Origin of the sequence: Salmonella sp. K21076 (genome assembly GCF_039650795.1) — a bacterium.
Classification (GTDB): Bacteria; Pseudomonadota; Gammaproteobacteria; order Enterobacterales; family Enterobacteriaceae; genus Salmonella; species Salmonella enterica.
The window spans coordinates 13,443-30,956 of record NZ_JBCLYA010000027.1 but is presented as its reverse complement, the minus strand read 5'-3'; the positions used below and the strand labels follow the sequence as shown (position 1 = coordinate 30,956).

Annotated in this window: 22 protein-coding genes and 1 tRNA gene; 5 read left to right on the top strand and 18 right to left on the bottom strand. The window is 48.7% G+C overall.

All coding sequences use genetic code 11. The features are described 5' to 3' along the window. Nucleotides 1-165: 165 nt before the first annotated feature. From AAYN39_RS10495 to AAYN39_RS10470, 6 genes are all read right to left on the bottom strand, one after another. The gene (locus AAYN39_RS10495) at nt 166-414 is read right to left on the bottom strand and encodes a GlsB/YeaQ/YmgE family stress response membrane protein (RefSeq protein WP_000512149.1); all 249 of its coding nucleotides are present in this window, start codon (nt 412-414) and stop codon (nt 166-168) included. 313 nt (nt 415-727) lie between these two features. Then, a complete protein-coding gene (locus tag AAYN39_RS10490) occupies nt 728-1,369 on the bottom strand; it encodes a hypothetical protein (RefSeq protein WP_024131169.1) in 642 nt (213 codons plus the stop codon). Between the two features lie 229 nt (nt 1,370-1,598). Beyond that, nucleotides 1,599-1,781: a DUF1869 domain-containing protein gene (locus AAYN39_RS10485; RefSeq protein ID WP_000513734.1), complete on the bottom strand. Its 183-nt coding sequence runs from the start codon at nt 1,779-1,781 to the stop codon at nt 1,599-1,601. A 2-nt stretch (nt 1,782-1,783) separates the two neighbouring features. Continuing rightward, on the bottom strand, nt 1,784-2,146 hold the full coding sequence (gene yeaR, locus AAYN39_RS10480) for a DUF1971 domain-containing protein YeaR (RefSeq protein WP_001248993.1): 363 nt from the start codon (nt 2,144-2,146) through the stop codon (nt 1,784-1,786). 172 nt (nt 2,147-2,318) lie between these two features. Beyond that, nucleotides 2,319-2,957, bottom strand: a complete 639-nt coding sequence (leuE, locus tag AAYN39_RS10475; protein ID WP_000457190.1) for a leucine efflux protein LeuE — start codon at nt 2,955-2,957, stop codon at nt 2,319-2,321. A gap of 195 nt (nt 2,958-3,152) precedes the next feature. Further along, on the bottom strand, nt 3,153-3,698 hold the full coding sequence (locus tag AAYN39_RS10470; RefSeq protein ID WP_000617989.1) for a chorismate mutase: 546 nt from the start codon (nt 3,696-3,698) through the stop codon (nt 3,153-3,155). A gap of 82 nt (nt 3,699-3,780) precedes the next feature. On the opposite strand from AAYN39_RS10470, the gene AAYN39_RS10465 reads away from it, so the two are divergent. Both AAYN39_RS10465 and AAYN39_RS10460 read left to right on the top strand, forming a co-directional pair. Beyond that, nucleotides 3,781-3,936, top strand: coding sequence for a hypothetical protein (locus tag AAYN39_RS10465; RefSeq protein ID WP_000908466.1), 156 nt, complete (start codon nt 3,781-3,783; stop codon nt 3,934-3,936). 78 nt (nt 3,937-4,014) lie between these two features. Continuing rightward, nucleotides 4,015-4,263: a biofilm/acid-resistance regulator YmgB/AriR gene (locus AAYN39_RS10460; protein WP_000208085.1), complete on the top strand. Its 249-nt coding sequence runs from the start codon at nt 4,015-4,017 to the stop codon at nt 4,261-4,263. A gap of 254 nt (nt 4,264-4,517) precedes the next feature. Here the strand turns inward: AAYN39_RS10460 and AAYN39_RS10455 are convergent, their stop codons facing one another. From AAYN39_RS10455 to AAYN39_RS10430, 6 genes are all read right to left on the bottom strand, one after another. Next, nucleotides 4,518-5,366, bottom strand: coding sequence for a MerR family transcriptional regulator (locus AAYN39_RS10455; protein WP_000190268.1), 849 nt, complete (start codon nt 5,364-5,366; stop codon nt 4,518-4,520). Between the two features lie 68 nt (nt 5,367-5,434). Further along, nucleotides 5,435-6,028, bottom strand: coding sequence for a helix-turn-helix transcriptional regulator (locus tag AAYN39_RS10450; RefSeq protein ID WP_001787632.1), 594 nt, complete (start codon nt 6,026-6,028; stop codon nt 5,435-5,437). Between the two features lie 144 nt (nt 6,029-6,172). Then, on the bottom strand, nt 6,173-6,961 hold the full coding sequence (gene aadA / locus AAYN39_RS10445; RefSeq protein WP_000175788.1) for a cryptic aminoglycoside nucleotidyltransferase ANT(3'')/ANT(9): 789 nt from the start codon (nt 6,959-6,961) through the stop codon (nt 6,173-6,175). Between the two features lie 108 nt (nt 6,962-7,069). Then, entirely contained in the window at nt 7,070-7,717 is a 648-nt protein-coding gene (gene zinT / locus AAYN39_RS10440; RefSeq protein WP_001537483.1) for a metal-binding protein ZinT, read from the bottom strand. Nucleotides 7,718-7,828: 111 nt separating this feature from the next. Continuing rightward, a tRNA-Arg gene (locus AAYN39_RS10435) sits at nt 7,829-7,905 on the bottom strand. An 8-nt stretch (nt 7,906-7,913) separates the two neighbouring features. Continuing rightward, nucleotides 7,914-8,240, bottom strand: a complete 327-nt coding sequence (locus tag AAYN39_RS10430) for a four-helix bundle copper-binding protein (protein WP_001183698.1) — start codon at nt 8,238-8,240, stop codon at nt 7,914-7,916. Between the two features lie 193 nt (nt 8,241-8,433). On the opposite strand from AAYN39_RS10430, the gene AAYN39_RS10425 reads away from it, so the two are divergent. Beyond that, nucleotides 8,434-9,567 carry a mechanosensitive ion channel family protein gene (locus AAYN39_RS10425; RefSeq protein ID WP_000456065.1) on the top strand — a complete coding sequence of 378 codons (1,134 nt, stop codon included), beginning with the start codon at nt 8,434-8,436 and terminating at the stop codon, nt 9,565-9,567. Nucleotides 9,568-9,648: 81 nt separating this feature from the next. On the opposite strand, the gene AAYN39_RS10420 is transcribed toward AAYN39_RS10425, so the two are convergent. The 5 genes from AAYN39_RS10420 to AAYN39_RS10400 are packed head-to-tail and all read right to left on the bottom strand — an operon-like array spanning nt 9,649 to nt 14,434. After that, nucleotides 9,649-10,239, bottom strand: coding sequence for an ATP-binding cassette domain-containing protein (locus AAYN39_RS10420; protein WP_000947464.1), 591 nt, complete (start codon nt 10,237-10,239; stop codon nt 9,649-9,651). Then, nucleotides 10,233-11,030 carry an ATP-binding cassette domain-containing protein gene (locus tag AAYN39_RS10415; protein WP_000950217.1) on the bottom strand — a complete coding sequence of 266 codons (798 nt, stop codon included), beginning with the start codon at nt 11,028-11,030 and terminating at the stop codon, nt 10,233-10,235. Before AAYN39_RS10415 ends, AAYN39_RS10420 begins: the two co-directional genes overlap by 7 nt. Beyond that, complete coding sequence (locus tag AAYN39_RS10410) at nt 11,024-11,836, bottom strand: ABC transporter permease (protein ID WP_000966645.1); 813 nt, start codon at nt 11,834-11,836, stop codon at nt 11,024-11,026. The genes AAYN39_RS10415 and AAYN39_RS10410 overlap by 7 nt, the downstream gene beginning before the upstream one ends. Beyond that, nucleotides 11,826-12,800, bottom strand: coding sequence for an ABC transporter permease (locus AAYN39_RS10405; protein ID WP_001520270.1), 975 nt, complete (start codon nt 12,798-12,800; stop codon nt 11,826-11,828). Before AAYN39_RS10405 ends, AAYN39_RS10410 begins: the two co-directional genes overlap by 11 nt. Then, entirely contained in the window at nt 12,800-14,434 is a 1,635-nt protein-coding gene (locus tag AAYN39_RS10400; protein ID WP_000946075.1) for an ABC transporter substrate-binding protein, read from the bottom strand. Before AAYN39_RS10400 ends, AAYN39_RS10405 begins: the two co-directional genes overlap by 1 nt. Nucleotides 14,435-15,137: 703 nt before the next feature. On the opposite strand from AAYN39_RS10400, the gene AAYN39_RS10395 reads away from it, so the two are divergent. Both AAYN39_RS10395 and AAYN39_RS10390 read left to right on the top strand, forming a co-directional pair. Beyond that, entirely contained in the window at nt 15,138-15,452 is a 315-nt protein-coding gene (locus tag AAYN39_RS10395) for a TRL-like family protein (protein ID WP_000182479.1), read from the top strand. A gap of 148 nt (nt 15,453-15,600) precedes the next feature. Further along, a complete protein-coding gene (locus tag AAYN39_RS10390) occupies nt 15,601-16,131 on the top strand; it encodes a cytochrome b (protein WP_000929974.1) in 531 nt (176 codons plus the stop codon). Between the two features lie 82 nt (nt 16,132-16,213). Here the strand turns inward: AAYN39_RS10390 and AAYN39_RS10385 are convergent, their stop codons facing one another. Next, a complete protein-coding gene (locus AAYN39_RS10385; protein ID WP_000761736.1) occupies nt 16,214-17,257 on the bottom strand; it encodes an exo-alpha-sialidase in 1,044 nt (347 codons plus the stop codon). Nucleotides 17,258-17,514: the final 257 nt, after the last annotated feature.

The following is a 17,514-nucleotide window of genomic DNA, read 5'->3' as shown; positions in this document are numbered from 1 at the left end:
TTTTGCAGTTGCCAGACCGCAAGATGTTTTAACAAATCAAAAGGGGTTTTAATAACTGGCTTAAAGCTGAAAGCTTTCCGGAACCCCCAGCCTAGCTGGGGGTTTTCCATAGACAATAATAAAGGCTACCTGTCGTAGCCTTTATTATCTCTGAAAGTTCTGCGTTTAGCTTTTGATTTTTCTGTAGATTAACAGCACAACAATCGCGCCGATCACCGCGACTGCAAAGCTGCCGAAGTTGAAACCATCCACTTTGCCAAAGCCAAAGAACGTACTGATCCATCCTCCGACTACCGCACCGACGATCCCCAGAATGATCGTCATAAAGAATCCGCCGCCATCTTTACCTGGCATGATCCACTTAGCCAAAATACCCGCAATAAGTCCAAAAATAATCCATGAAAGAATACCCATTTTTTCCTCACTTATGTCTTAACGTTAGCGGTTTATTTGCCGTTAAAAAGAATAGCACATCGTCAGGAAAGTGAAGTTTGTGATATCCATCACCTTTTAGCGTCGTGGATAAAAGCGCATAAATATCAGGGTTGCAATCATTAATGATAACGATTATCTTTATCAATACCGAGTGGTTGAGTTTATAACCCACCTGTTCGGTACGACATTGCTCACATTGCTTCCAGTATTATTTGCCCGCCTCACCGAGTGCGGGCTTTTTTTGCTAACTGCTATCTATCCCATATCGAATTCATGGTCTTTTTCAGCCGCGCTATTTTGCGTGATACGGGGTCAGCTCCAGCGCAGTACATTCATCCTGCTTGTCCTGCTGCATAAACCCCACGGTCACCATAAACAAACCGATCATAAATGGCACTTCATAAAGCTCTTCAATCAAATCTGTGTAACGAGCGTTATGCAGGAATATCGGCGACAACCACCGATGATGCTCGACAGTGTCGGAAATCAGATATGAACATGCCGTCACGGTAAACAGCCACAATGGCAGAGGAACGTCCCGCAGACGACGAACAATCTCCTTACGTAGCCCGGCAAAAAACAGGACTGGCAATACCAACGCAGCAATTAATAGCACTGAAATCGTTCTGAACAGCATACGCGGCTCGTCAGGGAAATAGTCACGCCCCCAACTGGTGCTTCTACCCAACAGCACCACCCACCAGACAACAGCCCATAGCCAAAACTGCTTTGCCCCTTCGGGACGGGAAAGTGGCCGTATATACCAGGCGGTAAATAGCGCCCCAAACAGTAACCATAACGCTTGTCCGTTTTCAATCCATCGGACCACCACGCCGTTAAGCAAAGGCAATTGCCAGTCCGCCGTAAACGGGATGACCACAGCGGCAAGCGCAAGAGTAAGTGCTGACGAAGTTAATCGGGTATCGAGTTTCATGATCATAAGACTCTTCTGGTTTTTAATACCCAATCATAAGTTTTATGAATACGCTCTCATTAGCAAACAATGCGATATTCTTAATGTTTTCTTAATGTTTCTTTTCAACCCATGTCTGATGTAAATAAACAGCGCTTTTCAATACGCAAAAACCGCATCACGCTGGCGACGCGCGATGCGGCTTCTCATTTAAAGAATCATTTTATATCAAATAGATACTACAGCATCTTTACCAACCGCAAACGTCGTGTTCGTTTTCGGTATCGTAGGAACGCACGGTATTGACCAAATCCTTCACAACTTCTGCTGTAACTTCAGGTACCAGCAACGTCATCGGTGCTTCCGTTTCATAGTCCACAGAGACGCCGTTGCTATTATTCGTGACCGTGACGGTATAAGTAGCTTTTCCCATTATTATTCTCTCCCGGCATGAATGACTTTTCGTGAGGTCGCCCCTTCCATCAGTACTTCCGGCGCGACAAAAAAGTCGATGTTAAAATAGGTATCATCCGTCATGACCTCAATATTGTGCCACTTTTCCGGAGGAAACACGCCAAACTCGCCGGCATTGATCACCATGATCTCTTCCGGCTCAGAGCAATGTTCATCAGCGTATCCGAGATATTTGACCGCCCCCTGCATCACCGAGAGGCGAGGATAAACGCCGGGTCGCGTTCCCTTATCAAGGTGGCGTTCGAAAATTCCGGCAGGCGCCGTCTCTTTGTTCCAGAAGGGCGTGGAACGTGTATGGATATGATTTTGTGGAATTTGCCGCATTTGCTTCCCTCTTCCCGCAGGTTACTCAGCGATAATCTCATCGCTGTCGTAAAAAGGTTACGCTCCAAAAACAGCATTTTAAATACCATTTATTGGTTACTATTTTGCTGTTTTCCACGCAATAAAACCGAAAGGAGAGCAATGACCCGCCGTTCACGACGGGTCCAGGGGGTTAAGACTGGAGCGTTGCCAGCCGGGCGGCAAATCCGACGAAAAGAAGGCCAATCAACGAATTGCCCACTTTTGCCAGTTTCTTTTTGGTACCAATATAGTGGGTTACAAAAGCGCCAGAAAGAATTAAAAAGCTCAGATAGCAAAAACTGACGATTTCAAGGGTGGTGGCCAAAATAAAAAATGACACCCCAGTATGCGGCGCAGTAACATCAATAAATTGCACAAAAAAGGAAACATAAAAAAGTATGGCTTTAGGATTCGTCAGGCTAAGAATTAAAGCACGCTTAAAAATAGCGCCAAAAGGAACTACCGTTTCCGTCGCCGCACGCCCTTTTGAGGTCAGAGTGGCGTAAAGGATTTTTGCGCCAAGGTAGAGCAGATAAAACGCGCCGAGATAGCGAACAATGTTAAACAGAACCGGCGTTGTTTTGATCAGCGTCGCCACGCCCGCATACGCCAGAAACATTAATATCGCATCACCGATAAACACGCCACATGCGGCAAGATATCCTCCTTTAACCCCGCGTCCCACGCTATTTTTAAGCACAAAAAGCGTATTCGGCCCTGGTACCAGAACGATAAAAATCGCCCCGACCAGGTACGTCCAATAATTCAGAACACCATACTCCGCGAACACATTAACCTCTTCCTGAAAACATTTACGCTTAGCTGCGAAACAGTATGCTAACGAATGCATCGGAAGATGGGAAGCGAAACCACGTCTCTCCAGCCGCTATTCCGCCACGCTTATATCCCCATCACCCAAAAACGTTCTTTTATCGCGCCCCCGCAGGCAATCACCAGGTATTGGCCCACGTTTCCTCATGGGGGATTAACGCGCGTGTCGCACCAAAGATAGGGCTGCCAACACATCACTGATATCGCTCTCATTCAGATTCGGCGCATTAAAGTGCGTTCTCAGCCACACCATATCCTCATGGCTGAAAGCGCCGACCATCAGGCGCTGGCTGATAATGATCAACATTTGATTATCAAGTTGTCGAATACGTTGCCGGGTGACCGACAAGGTTTGTATCGGAAAGGAGGGTTCTGAGCCGGTTCGCCACTGCGCTAAATAGCGGTACTGTATCGCTTTACTGGCATCCATTAGCGAACGAATAAAAGGGGTTATCGAATGCGGGTCCAGACCGTTATTTTTCGCTTCTTCTTCAGCCTCGGCAAAAACATTTTGTTCACGTGTGAAATCCTCTATCGGCAGATGGTGCTTCATTTTATAAGCAGCCACATCTTTCATTAATAACATGCGTTCATTGAGCGCGGTTAAGAGCGCGCCAAGCGATACCGACGTTACCGAATCGGCAAAAGTGGTGCTGCACATCAATAAAGAACAAAGAAAAATGGCGATATGACGAATCATTAATCAACCTCCTTTTACGGAGGTCTGACAGTAATTTACCTTTATTAAGATAACATTAAGTAATTATTACAGATGGGTATTAATGCTTATTCGTTTAAACTGGAGTGAGAAAAAAGAACAGGCCGTTGATTCTGCGGAATCTTCACCTTCATTTAAAGTGTATAAAATATACAACAAATCACACAAATGTGATGCACATCACGTTTTTATGATTTTTTATTACAGTTTTATGATATAGGTCTAACTTTAATAGGTCACTAATTTCTCTCCCCCGCTCAGGGAGATCGGCTTCAATTTACATCGAATATGGTGAAATATGACTACCATTACACTAGTCAACGAACAAAATAGTACTGGCAATCCTTTTTCTGCACATATGTTATGTGAACAGCGAGCTATTCAGGAAATTACTTACGAACTATTGCAATCGCAGCAGCATGTCTCAAATAAGGATATCATCGCCAAACTTATTGAAAAACTGGAAACAGAAAAAGACGTAGTGCAGCTTGATATTTACCGCAATGCCTTAGAAGCCGTTTTTTTTCAGACACCTGACGACATCTAATATATACCCAAAATAATTCGTGTTGCTAAAAGGCGGCAAGGGAGTGAGTCCCCAGGAGCATAGATAACTATGTGACTGGGGTGAACGACAAATCTGCCGGGAGCAGATTTGAACGTCGCTTGCGACGGCCCGTCAGGGCGAGGCCTATGGATGGGCCGAGTAATCCGTAGCCAACACATAAGCAACTTGAAGTATGAAGGGTATAAACAAGGGAGGGGGTTACTCCTCCCCTGTTCGTTAATAATGCAGATGCCTCAACGTGCGGTGCCTGATTTTTCGTAGCCGTTTGCATGGATTTGCGGTGCAACATGCTGCATGCTTTCGGGCATCTCATGCTGCCGGTATACGGCTGGCAGTAATGTTAAGCCTGAGCCATTTTTCACATGAAGACTAAATTTACCCGATTCTTTTAAAGCCTGAATAAGATTTTCCTGGGCGGGAGTTAATGTCTCATCATGCCACAAAACAATATGCTCGAAAGACGTTGATAAAAGATCGGGCATCGGCGCCTGCCAGGGGATGACTTCAACTCGCATACCTTCACTACAATATTTAATCGTTTCCAGCCATAGCTCAATGGGGTCGTTCAGCGAAAACGCAGCAATAAGCATTGTGCCTGCTGGCGCCTTTCGTACGCTACTTAGCTGGAACGTGGCGTATTCAATAATCGCAGTATCCAGTAATGCCTTTTCAAATCGGCGTGCATCATCATCGCCTGCGGACAACCACAGCCATAAAGGACGCAGTATTGACTCAATTACGATACACGGCGGAATTTCCCGACCATAACGCCAGAGTAATTTTCGCAATTTGGCGGGTTCGAATTTTCTACACTGCGCTAAAATCTCTTCCTGGTAGAATAACCATCCCGAGCGGCAATGCGTTTCTTCACCATAGAGGGCAGGTTTAATCTCTTTTAATGAGAAGCCTTTGCTTAACGCGTCGATAATATGCTGTATTCTGATAGCATCTTCTATGCAATAAAAACGATTGCCAGCTTCATCTTTGGTAGGTTGAAGCAGGCCATAGCGTTCCCAGGACCTGATATTTGCTGTTGTGACACCACACTGCGCCGCCATTGCGCTAATACTAAAAGTAGCCATGCCTGTCTGGCCTCATGATGATGTAAGAAAGCATAGTGAACCTAAACGCCATCAGAAGCAAATCATTATTAAGCAATGACCTTGCTATTTACACGGAAAATTACATTATCGACATTATTTATTGTAAGCCAGTGCGTAAAGGCTTTAGAGACGGACAGTATTTGATAATCCAGAACTGTTCTACAACCTAATTTAGTCAGGACATGGTAGCGTACTGAGTAAATAGTTTTTAAATGTACATTCAGCTCACAGCTTATTTGTCGGATATCCATTCCTTTAACAAGCATCGCCAAAACATTTCTTTCATTCGCCGTTAATCTGACTTTCTCTGATCTGGGAAAAAATTGACCAGCAGCGGCCAAAATCAGTAATTCGCGCCACTCAGCAATAGAGGCATCGACCTTTATTCGATATATAGCATGATGTTCATCAATAAAGTTATATTCATTATGGGTAACAATCCCAATGAGTACCGTTTTAAATGTGGAAGTAATATACTGCTGTACGGTGTAGTAATCGTCGATATCAAAAACAATATAATTTACGTTGCCAGCTATTATTGCGACGTCCTTAAATAAGGACTCCAGACCATAATTAAGAAACAGGTTTTCGCTCAATAGTCTTGTATCTGTCTTTAAAACAGATGATGCGGAACCAGTCATATCCACCTCAACAAAACGAGAGCCATGTGGGAATATCCATTCGATGGCCCGCATAAGATCATCTGCTTACTTCAGCGATGAGAACCTATTAAGTAGTAGTTGAGGAACGCCGTTTGCGCAACCTGACAGACGTCCTGGGGCATCTTATGTGAACTGCGTGGGGATGTACGCTTTCGCAAAATCCACAAAGCGTACGACCGCAGGCAGCAAAATATGCCAGTCCTGTTGCTCCAGACCTAAATATTCACGCTGCGCCGCACGCAACGTAGCAGCATACTCTTCTGGCAACTGAGGTAACAGCCAGTCAGCCGCCGCATCCTTAGAGGTAAATCTCCCGGTAGAAAGGGTGTACCAGATACGCGCCAGGGTTAAAACGATATGATACTCATCTCCCTGCACATCTGCCGTGGATTGCCAAAGGTCGAGGGGATAACGCAAGGCCTTCAGCAACTGCGCCGCAGGGGCTGGCGTGAACAGCCGTTCCGCGCGTTCTCCCTTTAGCGGTATACTGGTTTCCAGAATTTGGGTTATCAGTAACACCATGTCCCAGTCCTGCTGCGCTGGTTCATAAATCCCCTGATAAATGTCCTCTCTTAGCCACTCGCCAAATTGCATTTCCCGGGAAGGTGGAAAACACCAGGGAACCAGCTGCGAATAAAGCACGACAGTGACCTCCAGAGCGCGTTTTTCTGCTGACGCCCCCGGCGGCGATGAAAGCGCCAGCAATTCCTGCATCAGCGTTGCGCGTTGGGTCTCCGTCAGCGGCTGGCATATTGTCACCAGCAGATCAATGTCGCTGTTTGGCTTCAGATCGCCCGCGACAGCGGAACCATATAAATGAATAGCACGCAACGTATCGCCTGTGACACGAGTAATCAGGCGACACGCCGCTTCCGTTTGGCATTGAATCGAGGGCGGTATGGACAGCGTCATCGTTGCTCCGGGGGCGCAGGTATTTTTTATATTGATTGCCAGAAATATGGCATAACGGCAGAAAAAAAGCTCGCTATTCATAGCGAGCTTTTAACATTGCAATCAGACTTAATGATGTAGCATTTCGTCAACGACCTCATTCGCCTTTAACTGATAAGGATAATAGGTAGGCCAGTTTTCCATCTCTTGCAACAATGCCTGTTGCGAGGTATTTCCCATAAAGATATGGAAGTGCGCCGATTTGCGCGGGGCAATGATATGATCGCTAAACTGAACATATTTAGGCGCTTTGCTATTCGCATCTTTACATTCGAACAGGTAGCGCACCCCTTTTTTACCCGATGCGTAAGTCAGAATTTTATAGCCGGCATAATTGTATTTACAGGATGCAACGTTATTGTCGCGATGGAATTCTATAACGCCATTTTCAATACCGATAGTCTCAACATTCGTCGCGTATCCTTTGCGATAATACGCTTTAATATCCTCAAACGTTTTCTCCGGGTCTTTCTTCGCCTTTTGTCTGAAGACAGGGTCCAGCTCGCCGCTGACCAGATAAGGATAGACGGATTGCCACATACCATCCCAGTCGGTGAGCGCGCGATCGCGTACATTAGCGTCATCAAACACACCCGCTGCCGCTTTTTGCTCAACCTCCGTCATCGGCGCGCCATGAGCATGATGACCATGCGCGAAGGCAGGACTATTGACCAACAGCATTCCCAGAAGCATTGTCAGTTTTTTTAAATGAATCACCAAAACGTTACCCTCATCTTTCTTAGAAAGATGATTGTTATATTATAACATTGCATTTATTTCAACAGAAACTCAGCGGCCACCGCGCAGGTGGCCTTTTTTGATATCAACTGGTCCGCCATCGAGGAATTGAACCCCGAACCTTAGAGGTAGAAGCTCTATGCTCTATCCGGTTGAGCTAATGGCGGAAGAAAAATTACGCGGCCATTTTAAGGCAGGCGTCTGCGCATTGGCTGCATGCCCGCGCGCAATTCTGGCAATGGTCGTGATCGTGCCTTGCACACTCTTCGGCGCAGGCTTTGCAGATATCCGCGCACAGGCGGCATAATTTTTGTGAGTACTCGCTTTCCAATGCCATAAATTGCGCCGCCAGGCGACAAATGGCCGCACATTGCATATCTAACTCGATGCAATGCTTCATCATTTCGACGTTATCTTCACGCAGACAAGAAGAGGCGCAGATATCACACGCCGCCGCGCATTCATAACACTGCTCAATACACTCTCGATGTTCTTGTTGCATAAATGACTCCTTATTTTATTAAGAGGAGTAGATAAGTCTGCACAGAAACGCCGGGATAGCCAAACGGCTACCCCTCTTTTTCATGCTTTTTGAACAAAAGTGCTGAATAAAACAGCAATAGTAAAGCCGGAAATCGGCCTCCGTGATGTGACGTCTATACTGTAATGTTCATCTGCTTTTCATCGGAGGTAAAATGGAGTATTTAGCACGACTAAATATCGTTGCGATGCTGATGTCAACGACGTTCTGGATCAATCTGGCGGTCGTTTTTTTCGTCACCCTCATTACTTACTGGCTCATCAACTGGCTACTTAATGTGGTCTATAAAGCGCTACAACGCCCGGATAAAAAGGATGATGCTCATGGGCGGCTGCGGCCTATTGTTTTCGAGATGCTGAAAAAGACCAGTAAGATGCTCATCTTTTTTGCCGCATTTCTCTTTAGCCTGCGCTTTGTCGCCCTGCCCGACCGGTTATTCTCTACCCTCTCTCACGCCTGGTTTTTAGTGGTTGCGATTCAAATGGCGATTTGGCTTGATCAGGGCGTACAGTCATGGATGCGTCATTTACTGTATGCCCCAGGCTCCAATAAAAACCCGGTGACGTTAGTCATTCTTGGTATGATTTTGCGCGTGCTCGTCTGGTCTATGATGTTGCTCTCCATCCTGGCGAACGTCGGCGTGGATATTACCGCACTGGTAGCCAGCCTCGGCGTGGGCGGTATTGCTATTGCCCTGGCGGTACAAACCGTTCTGAGCGATGTCTTCGCTTCGCTGTCGATTGGTTTCGATAAGCCCTTCGAGATCGGCGATTTCGTCGTCTTTAATGATGTAGCCGGTACGATTGAACATATCGGTTTGAAAACCACTCGCATCCGTAGCCTCAGCGGCGAACAGATCGTTTGTGCGAACGCGCAGTTGTTGCAGCAAACCATACACAACTATAAGCGGATGCAAACGCGTCGTATCGTGTTTACTTTTGGCGTTGCCACTGCGACACCGCCGGAAAAGTTACGCCTCATCGGCGATATGGTGAAAAAGATTATTACCGATGTCGGCGAAACACAATTCGACCGCGCCCATCTACTGGCCTTTGGTCAGGATCGGCTGACCTATGAGGTGGTACATATCGTCAATACCGCGGATTACAATAAATACATGGATATTCAGCAAGAGATAAATATCCGTATTATTGAAAAACTCATTGAGAATGATATCGAACTGGCGCTGCCAAGTCTGGTCGTCAGAGCCCCTGTACAGGTTGAAGAGACCAGGGACTACAGTAATACCGCTGATGCAAAAAACGCAGATAAACGCGTCATGCAGTAAAATCTCTGCCGACAATACCGGGAACCCATGGGCTCCCGGTGCGTTAACGGCGACACGACAATGCGGAGAAACGACTTGCGGCTATTCCACCTGTAAATGGCGGGTACAGACTTGATCAAGTAGCGCAGACTGATGATTAATCACCAACATCCCTAATGAACGGCTGCGGCACACCTCAAGCACGTATACCCATATCGCTTTTTGAATAGACGGATCGAGTTGCGCCGTCATTTCGTCGGCAATCAGAAAACGCGCTCGCGGGTCAAGCGCGCGTAGTATCGCAATACGCGCCAACTCCCCGCCTGAGAGCTGCATTGGCCGACGCGTCAGCCACTCGGGCTGCACATACAAACGTCTCAACGTTTCCGGGTCAGGCTGCCAGGCATCACGCACAGCGTCTCCGGCGCTTCGCCAGGGATTAAACGTCAGTTCAGGATGCTGGGGGACCAGCTGTACCGGGCAATACTGATGCAGGGGTAACGGGCTGCCGTCCAGCAGAACGTCGCCCGTCGTCGGCTTTTGCCATCCGGCCAGGACGCGCCCCAACGTTGTTTTCCCCGTTCCGCTTGGCGCATGAATTCCTACCCGTTCACCGGCAGAAATCGTAAACGTCAGGTTCTGCCATAAGACTTTCCCGCCCTGACGAATAACGAGGTCGCGGCAGCTCAGCATTCTATTCCCTCTCCGGTCGGCATAAATAACGGGTTTAGTTCAGGCAATGCCTGCCATTGCCGTTTTAACGGCTCACTCATCTCTTCCGGCTGTAATCGTTCACAGCGAATATTGTCCGTGATATAACCCTGATGCAGCGCCACAATGCGATCGGCATACCGCGCCGCCAGCAGCAGGTCATGAGTCACCCACAGCACGCCGCATCCCCGCTCGCAGAGACCTCGCAAGTGCTCAAGCAACTGGTTTGCCAGTGCCGTATCAAGCCAGGCGGTGATCTCATCCGCGAGGATATAACGTGCCTGGCTGAGCGAGGCGTGGCACGCCAGAATTCGTTTAGCCATCCCACCGGAGAGCTGGCGGGGAAAGCGTTCCAGGACTGTCGGTGCAAGATCGCTTTGCTGTAATAACTGTACCATCTGCGTCTCATCCCAGGCGCGTCCGGTCAGATGACATGCTCTGTTCAAATGTTTTCTGATATTCAGCATAGGATTAAGCGCCTGTACCCCCTGCGGCACGTAGCTAAACGTATTGCCCCTAAGCTGCCTGATGGTATGTCTGTCCAGCCGGTTGCCATCAAGCGTAATCTCACCCCGAAAACGTAAGTTTTCCGGCAGCAGATCGAGCAGGCATTGCAGCAGCAGACTTTTTCCCTCCCCGCTGCCGCCAACCAATGCCACCATTTCGCCGGGCGCGATATCAAAAGAGACATTCTGTAATAACGGCGACCAGCGTCTCGCGCCATACCAGCGATAACGCGCGCTTTCCAGCGTAACCCGTTGTAAACTCAGCATACGTCACTCCTTAGCCACAGCCGCTGAATGGCGCGCGCAAACTGATCGAAGAGCATCACCAGCGTGAATAACATTAGGCCGGGAAATAGCACCAGCCACCAGTTTCCATGGCTAATAAACCGTAACGCATCCGCCAGCAACAGCCCCAGCGAAGGCTCATGCGGCGCCAGCCCAAACCCCAGAAAACTTAACGCCGCGCTGTGCAATACCGCATGAGGAAACATCAATAACGTTCCCGTCAACCATTGCGGCAATAGCGCCGGAAAATAGTGATATCGCCAGCAATAAAGGTGTCCATGCCCCAGACGATAGGTCAATGTCAGGTAGTCACTCTGCGCTACCCGCTCCGCGTCGGCGCGCAGAATCAGCGCCAGACGGGGCCAGTGCGTTAACGCCACGGCCGCAATGACGCCGCTTTTACCGCCGCCGAGCGTAAAACAGATAAGGATCAGCAAAAGTAAATGCGGCATGGCGAGCATAGCATCGGTTATCAGCCGCACCAGGAGGTCCAGCCGGGGATGAATGCGCGCCACTGCCGCCATCACTAACGCGATAACGCCGCTGCACAGCGCGGCGCCAACGCCAATTTGTAAACTGGTGAAGGCCCCCTGAAAGCAACGAAGCCATACATCGCGCCCCAGATTATCGGTGCCAAACCAGTGCTGGATATCAGGCGACAGATGCCGGGCAAGCAGATTAACCTCTGGCGGCTGGCTCAACGTGGCATAACCGTATCCGGCAATAAACAGCAGACAGGTAACGGAGAGGAGCAGACGAAACAACGTCGGGGCAGGATTATAGAGCATCGGGACGCTCCAGCGATCGATTAAGCACCACCACAAGCCAGGCTGAAATCGTATTTCCGGCAAACACTAATAGCGTACAGAATAAAACGATCCCCATGAGTAGCGGGACATCGCCACGCAGGCCGGCATCGATAGTGGCCTGTCCCAGCCCCGGATACGCAAAGACTTTTTCTGCCAGTAACGCTCCCCCCATCAGTTCACCCAGAGAAGCAAACTGTAAGCAGAGCGCTGGGGTAATCGCATGACGTAACACCTGGTGACGTAACAGCGACCATCCTTTATCCCCCTGAGCGCGCGCAAAACGAATAAATTCGCTCTTCATTACGCTGGCTATTTTTTCTCGCGTATGCAGCGCAATTTGCCCCATGCCCAACAGACTTAACGCACATACCGGCAACACAAGATGGCGTAAACGTTCCGATAAAAGAGCTGTTCCTGCATTATTTCCGGGGTCCCAGGCGCAACAAACAGGTAATACCGGCCAGCGGACGGCAAACAGCGCCAGCAACAGCATTGCTATCCAGAAAGTGGGCAACGATGACAATAAGTAGCTGATACGGCAAATCATCTTATCCGGCCAACGGTGGAGAAAACGTCCGGCCAGAAAACCCAATGTTACGCCCAGCACACCAGACAATAGCCAGGCGCCTGCCAGCAGCGCGAATGACGTCGCAAAACGTTCCCGGATCACGCTGGCGACAGGCATGTTGAACAGCATGGAATACCCCATGTCGCCCTGGAGCAGACGCCAAAACCAGTGACCGAAACGCTCCCACAGCGGCTGGTCAAGCCCCCAGCGCGCCGCAATCCGCGCATATTGTTCTGGCGGAACATGGAGCAGATCGTTGCCAATATAAGCACGGATAGGATCAACGGGCGAAAAGCTAAGCAAAATGAAGGTGCCGGCAGCCACCAGCACCAACAGAATAATCAGCCGCAAAAAATGACTGAAGAACAATTTCATCACCGACAGGTCCAGGTCCAGTCATCAAGATTGTTTAACACCGACCAGCTACCGTGGATTTCTGGCGAGCCTTTTCCCAGATCAATACAGGGGTTGGCCAGATAAGTATGCTGAATATTAAGCAGCCATGCCCATGCCGCATCGCCCTGGACGCCCGCGCCCTGCTTCCCATCCCACTCAACCTGCTGCCAGAAAGGGATCGCCTTTTGCCAGTCAGGCGCATCTATAGCCTGCTTCAGATGTGCTTCTACCGCAGGGTTGCTGTAATAGCCCGGGTTATAATATTCCACACCAGCGGCTTTCCCACTGTAGTGATGGAAGAGTTCCATCGGGTCCAGACTTCCCCAGCCAAACAGCGTAGGGTTAGCGTGCATATGGCGCTCTACAGTTTCCCAGCTTCCCGATTGCAACGAGACGACAATGCCTAAACGCTGCAACATGGCGCGCACCGCCTCGGCCAGATCCCGTCGGGTGCTGTCGCCACTGGCATACCATAAGGTCAGACGCGCTTCTTTACCTGCTTTTTCACGCACGCCCGCACTGTTTATCTTCCAGCCAGCCTCTTCCAGGATGGCGCGCGCTTTTGCAATATCGCCATCGCTGAATACCACTGAAGGATTTTGCCACGGTAATCCCTGCACCGCGCTATAGGCGGGTATCGCATGGCCTTCCATCACCTGTTCCGCCAGTTGCTTACGATTAATGGCATAGTTAATTGCGCGTCTGATAGCGACATCAGCGGTCACATCGTTGCCGACAGGATAACCGTTAGCATCCTTTTTACCGGCAGGCACCATCGGGAAGACAATGCCCCGGTTTTCAACGCTATCGCGTACCCAGAGTTTAAGATTATCCTGCTGCGGGGTCACCGCCATAGAAGGGGCAATGCGCACCAGTCCCAACTGTCCGCTGCGCGCGGCGGCATAAGCATTATCTTCATCCAGAAAGACAAAAACCAGCCGGTTAAAGTCATTCTTTTTACCCGCATACCAGGGATTAGCTTCAACGATCAGTTGCTGACCCGGCTGAAAGCTGACCAGTCGGTATGGACCGGCGCCTATCGGTTCGCGGGCGAACGTTTTTTCATCATAACGGCTGGCCGGAACAATCCCTAACGACCCGAGTACATTCACAAAGGTGCTCTGCGGATGGCTCAGCGTCATCTCAATTCGGCGCGCATCCAGCGCTCGCGCATGGCTAAAATTGCCCATGTCAATTTTACCGCCGCTCTTCGCCGCTTTATTGTATGTAAAAACGACATCTTCGGCAGTTAATGGCGAGCCATCGGAGAATTTCAGCCCGGGCTTTAAGGTTAGCGTCCAGATTTTACCGTCGGGGCTGGTATCCACTTTTTCCGTCAGTAAATCACCCCAACTCATATCGGCGTTTTGCTTAAGCAACGGCGCATGAAGCAATAAGTAGCTGCCGTGGCTCCAGCCCAGCATGGGATCAAAGCCTTCCGTTGGCTCAGGGCCAATGGCCAGCTTCAGGGTACGACCATCTGCCGTGTCCGACGCGGCGAAAAGCGACGAAGTGAATACCAGAGTCAGCGCGCACGTCACGAGCGCCAGTTTGCCTTTAATCATCAATTTGTCCCAGATTATGCGTTGTTTTTGTTTCTCCCGGCGCAGCATAAACGTCGGGAGACCTCCTGAGGACGGCATTATGGCGAGCATTTGTAATGAAAAAATTGATGCAGAACAGAAAGTATGACGATCTTTTAAAAACATCATACGCACACTATGGACACTCACTGGTTGTCAACGTCGGGAGCGCCAACGTGGGCTAAAGGCCACTTTTGACGGGGATAAAACGCAAGGGAAATGACGCCAGGAATACCGGGTTAATTAACGCCATCTTATTCTCTTATTTCCTTTCTATTCTGTATTACGTCTTCCCATCCGACGCTGTTCATTTTCTCAACGTTATTAGTCAGTACTGAAACGTAAGAAGGTATCGTAATTAGCGCTTCCTGGCTTTAAACCTAAACCAATATTAAACGAACCAGGCGTTAATGAAACTTACCAGCAGAACGCCAGTCATATGGCAACCCGATGAAATGACATGCTATGGAGTCCAACCGAAAAATGTTAACGCCGCCAGGGCTCGTGATGATTTTTTTAGCCGTACTGTTCTCATTGCTGACAGGATGCGCAAGTTATAAAAACACGGCATGGGGAATATATCCGGCTTCAACGGATATTTGTCCATCAGGTACGACATCAACAGGAGGGTGCAAAGAGTAATATCGCATATTTAATATACACCACTTTTTAAATGACTGTCCGGACATTTTCGGACGGTAAGTTTTCTATTAATTTATAATGGACTAATCCCATGACAAATAAAAAACACATTTTTTCAATTATCTTTATTGGTTCTCTTTTAACGGGGTGTGCTACAGGACCATCACCGACAGGGATTGGCTTATATACGGATGTTAAAGGGCCAATTACTGCCACGAGTCTCCCGGCAACCAAAACCGGTAAAGCGTGTGCGCAAACGGTATTGGGTATTGTAAATACCGGCGACGCATCTATTGATTCAGCGAAAAAAGCGGGCGATATTTCTTTAGTGTCGAGTGTTGATTATGAAACTACAGGCTCATATCCGTTTTATGGTAAAACCTGTGTTGTCGTAAGAGGACAATAACAACAGTAAGCCGGCGATGCCGCCGGCTTTTTATCCCATTTTACGTGCCGCTATCTCTGTCTGTTCCTTGCGACTCAGCCCCCGCTTTAAGGTTCTGTTAAGATTTTACGCATACCCTACAAGCAGTTGTTAATAAAGGATAATAATAATGGCACATTTCTCAAGACTGCAAATAACGCTTCACTGGTTAACACTGCTCCTGACAGGCATAGCATATGCGGCTATTGAGTTACGGGGGTGGGCGCCAAAAGGCTCCAGCGTTTACCTATTTATGAAAGACATGCACTATGACATGGGCGTTCTGGTCTGGGCGCTGATGTTTTTACGGTTATATCTTAAACACAAATACCCGGATCCGGTCATTACGCCTCCCCCTCCTCACTGGCAGCACGTAGCCGCTAAATTAATGCATATCGCGCTTTATCTCACTTTTCTCGCCTTACCGCTGCTGGGCGTCGCGATGATGGCATCAGGCGGGAAAAGCTGGAGCTTTTTTGGTTTTACTGTACCGGTATTTTTGACGCCAGATAGCACCCTAAAATCGGATATAAAGCGTATTCATGAAATGCTGGCCAATATCGGCTATTTCCTGATTGCCATGCATGCAGCAGCGGCGTTGTTTCACCATTACATACAAAAAGACGATACATTTTCAAGGATGTTACCCGGTAAATCATGACTATTTCGGCCATCCCGACGTGAGAGAGCACGCCGGGCAAGGCATTATTATTCCAGCGCTATCGGTTTCGACTGATAGCGCCTTATACCGTTTGTAATCGACAATATACGATATTTTTCCGGTTCCACGTGTAGGTGATATGTACGACGCCGCCCTTGCTAATAATAGCGGGATAAGAATACTCACCGTGGTCACTTTCCAGGTCCAGTAGCGGTAGCCATGATTCGCCATTATCCTGGGAAGCAATCAGTGAAAGCGGATAGCGCTTTCCCCAGTTGCCGTTGACCGGATTTAACGCAAGAATCAGCGTACCGTCCTGCATACTAACCAGATCGATACCACTATTATTATTCGGTAAAAATGTCGCGCGGGCAACAGACCAGGTAGCGCCATAGTCGATTGAATCACTGCGAAAAATTGCCCCGCGTGTGCTTCGTAACAACATATGGATATGCCCCGGAGAAGACTCCCACAGCGTAGGCTGAATAACGCCATCCCAGCGCAGGAGGTTTTCCAGACAACATTCCCACAACATCCCCTTTTTTACACCATCCCACAACGCTACGTTTGTCCCGGAAATAGCGTTATCAGGCTCCAGCGGAACAAAAGAGATATTCCAGTGTTTTCCTTCGTCAGAGGATCGATCCACAAATGCCCTCCACCGTTCAGGACTTTCAATCGACCCTGGCGCAATCCAGGCGCCATTTGATGCCAGCAGGAGTTTATTTTTTACGGGACCGCGCGGCAAAATATCATCGTTAACCAACGGAGCTGGCGTACTCCAGGTAAATCCTCGATCGCTGGAGGTGATAAACCAGGTTTTCCACACGTGTACGCCGCTGCCTACTTTATAAAATAACCACAATTTATCCGACGGGTAAAATAACACCGGATTCCAGTGCGCTTCCCCCTCGCGTGCCGCCACTCGCTGCGGTGTTGTCCAGATATTATGTTCATAGCGAGATAGCCAGATGGCTGTATCTTCGCTTCCTTCGCACAACCCCGCGAACCATGCGGCCACGAGCGTACCGCACGGTAGGCGAACAAGCGTAGAGGCATGGCACTGGAAGGACTCGGTTCCGCTTTCCGGTAAAATGACCTGTCGATTGACGAGCGCTAATTTCATACCTGCCTCTATTAAATAAGGTAAAAAGCATCAGCTTTTTTACGTATGAAAGTAGTGTTAGCAGAAATAGCATCAACGCGGTGAAAACGATCAACCGCTATACGAATTTATGTTCAGGTATCGCGCCCATAACAGGCAGAATGTCGAGAGTGGACAAAAATTGGACTGACCTCGCGGATAATTCCAACTTACCGCCGTCCAATGGCGACGAGGTCAGTGGCACGGGATAATATAGAGGTCAGGGCTATAATATTTAG

Bases quoted from the DNA above. Each gene is read 5' to 3' on its own strand.
- AAYN39_RS10460 (WP_000208085.1), top strand. From the start codon at position 4,015: ATGACTACCATTACACTAGTCAACGAACAAAATAGTACTGGCAATCCT.
- aadA (WP_000175788.1), bottom strand. From the start codon at position 6,961: ATGACGCTGTCCATACCGCCCTCGATTCAATGCCAAACGGAAGCGGCG.
- AAYN39_RS10410 (WP_000966645.1), bottom strand. From the start codon at position 11,836: ATGCTCTATAATCCTGCCCCGACGTTGTTTCGTCTGCTCCTCTCCGTT.
- AAYN39_RS10405 (WP_001520270.1), bottom strand. From the start codon at position 12,800: ATGAAATTGTTCTTCAGTCATTTTTTGCGGCTGATTATTCTGTTGGTG.
- AAYN39_RS10415 (WP_000950217.1), bottom strand. From the start codon at position 11,030: ATGCTGAGTTTACAACGGGTTACGCTGGAAAGCGCGCGTTATCGCTGG.
- AAYN39_RS10470 (WP_000617989.1), bottom strand. From the start codon at position 3,698: ATGATTCGTCATATCGCCATTTTTCTTTGTTCTTTATTGATGTGCAGC.
- AAYN39_RS10395 (WP_000182479.1), top strand. From the start codon at position 15,138: ATGACAAATAAAAAACACATTTTTTCAATTATCTTTATTGGTTCTCTT.
- AAYN39_RS10430 (WP_001183698.1), bottom strand. From the start codon at position 8,240: ATGCAACAAGAACATCGAGAGTGTATTGAGCAGTGTTATGAATGCGCG.
- AAYN39_RS10490 (WP_024131169.1), bottom strand. From the start codon at position 1,369: ATGAAACTCGATACCCGATTAACTTCGTCAGCACTTACTCTTGCGCTT.
- AAYN39_RS10400 (WP_000946075.1), bottom strand. From the start codon at position 14,434: ATGCTGCGCCGGGAGAAACAAAAACAACGCATAATCTGGGACAAATTG.
- yeaR (WP_001248993.1), bottom strand. From the start codon at position 2,146: ATGCGGCAAATTCCACAAAATCATATCCATACACGTTCCACGCCCTTC.
- AAYN39_RS10485 (WP_000513734.1), bottom strand. From the start codon at position 1,781: ATGGGAAAAGCTACTTATACCGTCACGGTCACGAATAATAGCAACGGC.
- AAYN39_RS10465 (WP_000908466.1), top strand. From the start codon at position 3,781: ATGCTTATTCGTTTAAACTGGAGTGAGAAAAAAGAACAGGCCGTTGAT.
- AAYN39_RS10495 (WP_000512149.1), bottom strand. From the start codon at position 414: ATGGGTATTCTTTCATGGATTATTTTTGGACTTATTGCGGGTATTTTG.
- AAYN39_RS10425 (WP_000456065.1), top strand. From the start codon at position 8,434: ATGGAGTATTTAGCACGACTAAATATCGTTGCGATGCTGATGTCAACG.
- AAYN39_RS10390 (WP_000929974.1), top strand. From the start codon at position 15,601: ATGGCACATTTCTCAAGACTGCAAATAACGCTTCACTGGTTAACACTG.
- AAYN39_RS10385 (WP_000761736.1), bottom strand. From the start codon at position 17,257: ATGAAATTAGCGCTCGTCAATCGACAGGTCATTTTACCGGAAAGCGGA.
- AAYN39_RS10450 (WP_001787632.1), bottom strand. From the start codon at position 6,028: ATGACTGGTTCCGCATCATCTGTTTTAAAGACAGATACAAGACTATTG.
- AAYN39_RS10420 (WP_000947464.1), bottom strand. From the start codon at position 10,239: ATGCTGAGCTGCCGCGACCTCGTTATTCGTCAGGGCGGGAAAGTCTTA.
- AAYN39_RS10455 (WP_000190268.1), bottom strand. From the start codon at position 5,366: ATGGCTACTTTTAGTATTAGCGCAATGGCGGCGCAGTGTGGTGTCACA.